Here is a 4,624-nt window from a genome sequence, read left to right as displayed (position 1 = left end):
GTCTTTCAACTTTTAAATAACAACGGTTTAGCTATTTTCAATCTAATTTATATTTTTTGTGCACAGAACCTAAATATAATGTGAAAAATAAATATTTTGAAATAGTTGATATGGATAATTACACCTTAATTTCTAATGTAACTAGATACAATTATGATAGAAAGTTAAAAAAACAAGATGCGATCAGTGTAACAAACTTATTATTCAATATATACAAAAAAGAAAATATAGATTTATCAGAAGAATTAATTTCTTATATATCTAAAAATAATATATCTAAAAGTTCTTTAATTGATGTTTTATCTGCTATTAATCAGCTTAATAGAGTTATTATTTATGATAGTTATGAAGAGAAACAATTCTATATATCTCCTGTTATTAATGGTTTAAACACTAAGAATCATTATACTTATACAGAAGTTGACTATATAATAGCTTATAATTTAGCAAGTAACTATATTGAGTTTACTGCTAGATAACTTATTATTAGATCTGTCAATGTATGATATTGGCAGATAATGTGATATTTAATAACTTATTGGGGGGGGTGGTAAGCATACTTTAGTGCTTGAAGTCTCATCGTAGCCTCCTTACATCAATCGATGAGTACGGTTTTAATACCGTAGCGAACGACAATGTACCTTAATAATAATCGTTACAGTTAATATCTGTGTAAAAATTATAAACCTATAGTCTTAATGGTGATTTTAACTATTTTTCACAAGAAAAGACTTATAAAAGAGATAAAATAGTAAAGGATACTTATTAGCTAAGTATCAAATAAACTACCTTGAGCTACATATTATAATCTCTACTGCATAATGTAGATAGGATAATTTTATTGATGAGTAATAGTGCTGTAGAATTATAATCTCTAAATGTGTGCTCGAGAACTCAAACACTATACCTATTTGTAAAAATAATTTTTGTGCTCACTAATCTTGCAAATAGACTCAATCCTAAAAACGGATATAAACCTGTAATACTCTTCGAGTTTCCCCTTTATATTTAGTCTCTCATACTTTTTTATTTTATGCTATCTTCTAGCAGTTTATTAAATTTAAGTTGGTCCATATTCCCCGTAGCTTGCTACGCTTAAACTATATAATTTTGAGCGGTGGAACATTTTCGTAATACCCCGTCTGCTTGCGGCGGGGATAGAAAATGTAGCTCAAAGTATTTTATTTTTCTATATAGAAATATGAAATTGTTGTTAATGATAACGATTTCAGTATTGAGATAATAAACCTAAAAAATATCTTTTTTTAGGTAGGTCCTTATAAATATAAATTAGCTAGAATATTTATAGTTATTTTCTCTAAAAATGTCATAATAATTTAACCTAATTGAAATTGAAATTGAAATTGAAATTGAGAATGGATAAATCTAAAGTTATTGTAATATTTGGTGCAGGATCGATAGGCTGTTATATTGGAGGGAAATTACTATCATCTGGATATAATGTTACTTTTATTGGACGACCTAGAGTTAAAGAAAATATTGAAAGAAATGGTCTAAAAATTACTAACTTAAAAAAAAGTAATACATACATAGATAAAGATAGTATAAGAGTAGAAGTAGAACCAGAAAAAATTTTAAAGAAGGCTCATATTATTTTTATAACTGTGAAAAGCAAAGATACATTTGAAGTTGCAAAGTCTATCAATGATTACGCGTCATCTGGAGCATTAATAATAAGCTTACAAAATGGAATAAACAATATTAAATTACTAAAAGAAAATATTCTTGACAAAACTATTTTAACAGGAATAGTTTCATTCAATATTGTTCATCAACAGAATGGACACTATCACTGCGGAACAGAAGGCACAATAATATTAGAAGCATTAAAAAATCATTCTGAGCAGGTTGTAGAAATCTTATCATCATCTTCATTTGATATAGTAGTTACTAATGAAATTGTCCCTATTATGTGGGGCAAACTTATAATCAACCTCAATAATTCTATTAATGCTCTGTCAGGAGTTCCATTATTAGAAGAACTGCACAATAAAACATATCGAAAAATACTTGCTATGAGCATGAAAGAAGCTTTAAAGATATTAAGAATTGCTAATATAAAACCTAAGAATGTTGGTAAAATTATGATTCCCATCATTCCCTATATTCTTTTATTACCTAACTTCTTATTCAAACGAGTTGCTAAAGCTATGCTTAAAATTGACTCCAAAGCAGGATCTTCGATGCTAGAAGATTTACAAAAGGGGCGAATTACTGAAATCGACTATCTAAATGGGGAAATCATTAAACTTGGTAAAAAGTATAATTTTTCAACCCCTATTAATGAAAAAATATTAGCTCTCATAATGAAAGCTGAAAAGAAAGCTAATGGATCACCTTCAATATCTGCTACAGAACTACTATGTCTAGTGAAAACCCCTAATTAACAGTACTAGAATCACAATGATTTTAGATTAATTTCAAAAGAAGATGATTCAACCTCTTCAGCAACATTATCTAAAATTTTGCCTAACATATAAATTGTAGTTTGAGCTACTTTCATCGTAAGCTTCTTATCTTCTTCTGTCTTGATATATTGATCAATCATATCATTAACTTCTTTTGAGTGCTTCTCATCAATAACAGCATGTGATATAAAAAATGTAAGCTGCTTTTCAGTAAGTTTAAGATCATTTTGAAGAATTTCTAATAAATCTCCAACTTGGTGATATGAATCTTCTGCCCAAAAACTATAGCCTAGTCTTGCTATACCTCCATATTTTAGCGCAACAGAGTATAAATAACCATTAAAGGCTTCTGTTGCTGGAAGAGGTTCTTGATTGAAAAAATCTTCATTGTCACATAAAGATAAAGCATCCCTCTTAGCCATATTTTCATGTCCTGTTTCTTCTAATGCATGGCGAAGAACAAATCTTAATAGCTTGAGATCTTTATGATCCACTGTTATAGAAGCAACTGCTTGATTAATAGCATTACATTTAGTGTAGTGATAAACTTCTACCATTGTTCTTACATAAAGCTCTAAAAGCTTCTTATGGTCTGATGAGTTAACTGCTTCATTAATAGCTGAAAAAAATTTACCTTTTTTAAGCTTTGCCCACTCACTATCACAAAGAACTCTCAACTCATTCCTAAAATCACTCATTATACCTTCCTTAATTACTTTATTAATATAAATTCTTTAAAAACTACTTGTATTTTAATATTTTATCCCCTACTTACCTCCCAATATATTTTAATTAATAGTTAAAATCCTAGACAAGCTTTAAATAAATAAATAATTCTCGATAATGTTGTTGTTGGCTCTATAGAATCCCAGTGTTCTACCAGTTCCCCATCTTTGACTCTATATATATCTATAACTTTCCATTTAAGTTTCATTTTAAGAAAAAGTACCCAGTGTGTAGCATATAAATATACGATATCATCTTCACCACAAACATTAATAATGTCACATCCTGATGCTTTAAATTTTTTTACAAATTTATTAAAGAATTTTACAAATCCATCCCTACCAGGAGGAATAAATGTATTATTATTTTGAATATAATTTTCGCTTAACATCAATGAAGATTCTTTAACTCTTCTATGGCAAAACATTTCTTCATAGAATTTTCTTACTAATTTTTTATTCTCAAATACACTATTATTCATCAATAAAATTATCCTTAAAATATATACTATTTCTTTCCTTTATATTTCCTTTAATTAATACATATTCATTATTTTTTCTTTCAGGAATTCTAAAGTTTAAAAAATCATCGCCTCCCAAATCGGGAAAAGCATACTTCATTAACCTAGGCTTAACAAAAGTTATAAAATTTTTAAAATTGGTATTTATTCTAATTATTTCAGTACCAATACAGGTCAAATGATATTGCAAATATTTTATTGGTGACTTTCTATCAATAACTAGTCTAGACATTTCAATGAAGCTATCTTTATTTTTAGAACCTAAAAAACTATCCAGCCTATTTTTCTCAATGTATTTATAGACTTCAAAGGGTGCCGGTGTATGTCTGTGTAGACCTATAATCTGATTGTTATAAAATGCCGCAAATATAAATGATCGTCTATCAATGCTATCAAGCATCCTATTATTTTCAAATAAGGTTTTTAAAAAGTATTTTTCTCTATTAGCATATAGCTCCTGACGTGCTTTTGAAACTTCAGAAAACTTGTTTTCACTAATAAGTCGAATCTTTAGGTTTTGATCTCCAGTTTTTTGAAAAACCAAATCATCAAAAAAATCATACTGATTTTTAGTAGGATAAATTTTACTTTCTGTTCCCAAATTCATACTTACTTACATTATTATTAATATTACGTTACATATTATCTTCGCTTATTAGGCAAAAAAAGAAATTTTATACCATTTTATATATTTTAAGATAATGTTCAATAGAACCCCAATTTGTTTCTTAACCTTCTAGTATTGTCAAACACCCTAGCTAAGACTCGAGTATCAAGTTTTTAATTCATATTGTTAAGATTTTCATTATAAATGTTACGCATATGTTTACTAGAATCCCTTAATTTAAATACTTGAGAGATTGATCTATCCCGTCAATTTGGGACACTTTTGATGTCAGAAAAAGGAGAGAGAAATGGCTTACAAAAGATACCCAGAAGAATTTATGGA

At 28.0% G+C, this 4,624-nt stretch carries 5 protein-coding genes; 2 read left to right on the top strand and 3 right to left on the bottom strand.

Going from position 1 to position 4,624, the window contains the following annotated elements; all coding sequences use genetic code 11:
* Positions 1-80: 80 nt before the first annotated feature.
* Positions 81-479 carry a hypothetical protein gene (locus AB8E56_RS11140; protein ID WP_329481109.1) on the top strand — a complete coding sequence of 133 codons (399 nt, stop codon included), beginning with the start codon at positions 81-83 and terminating at the stop codon, positions 477-479.
* 897 nt (positions 480-1,376) lie between these two features.
* On the top strand, positions 1,377-2,408 hold the full coding sequence (locus tag AB8E56_RS11135) for a 2-dehydropantoate 2-reductase (RefSeq protein WP_329481107.1): 1,032 nt from the start codon (positions 1,377-1,379) through the stop codon (positions 2,406-2,408).
* A gap of 11 nt (positions 2,409-2,419) precedes the next feature.
* Here AB8E56_RS11135 and AB8E56_RS11130 read toward each other — a convergent pair whose 3' ends face one another.
* From AB8E56_RS11130 to AB8E56_RS11120, 3 genes are all read right to left on the bottom strand, one after another.
* Positions 2,420-3,127: an iron-containing redox enzyme family protein gene (locus tag AB8E56_RS11130; RefSeq protein WP_329481105.1), complete on the bottom strand. Its 708-nt coding sequence runs from the start codon at positions 3,125-3,127 to the stop codon at positions 2,420-2,422.
* Between the two features lie 101 nt (positions 3,128-3,228).
* Positions 3,229-3,636 carry an ester cyclase gene (locus tag AB8E56_RS11125; protein ID WP_329481103.1) on the bottom strand — a complete coding sequence of 136 codons (408 nt, stop codon included), beginning with the start codon at positions 3,634-3,636 and terminating at the stop codon, positions 3,229-3,231.
* Positions 3,629-4,282, bottom strand: a complete 654-nt coding sequence (locus AB8E56_RS11120) for a hypothetical protein (protein WP_329481101.1) — start codon at positions 4,280-4,282, stop codon at positions 3,629-3,631. Before AB8E56_RS11120 ends, AB8E56_RS11125 begins: the two co-directional genes overlap by 8 nt.
* Positions 4,283-4,624: the final 342 nt, after the last annotated feature.

The organism is Francisella sp. 19X1-34, from assembly GCF_041102755.1.
Classification (GTDB): Bacteria; Pseudomonadota; Gammaproteobacteria; order Francisellales; family Francisellaceae; genus Francisella.
This window is presented reverse-complemented; position numbering and strand designations above follow the sequence as displayed.

Excerpts from the sequence above, each read along its gene's own strand:
- AB8E56_RS11135 (WP_329481107.1), top strand. The coding sequence starts at position 1,377 with ATGGATAAATCTAAAGTTATTGTAATATTTGGTGCAGGATCGATAGGC.
- AB8E56_RS11125 (WP_329481103.1), bottom strand. The coding sequence starts at position 3,636 with ATGAATAATAGTGTATTTGAGAATAAAAAATTAGTAAGAAAATTCTAT.
- AB8E56_RS11120 (WP_329481101.1), bottom strand. The coding sequence starts at position 4,282 with ATGAATTTGGGAACAGAAAGTAAAATTTATCCTACTAAAAATCAGTAT.
- AB8E56_RS11130 (WP_329481105.1), bottom strand. The coding sequence starts at position 3,127 with ATGAGTGATTTTAGGAATGAGTTGAGAGTTCTTTGTGATAGTGAGTGG.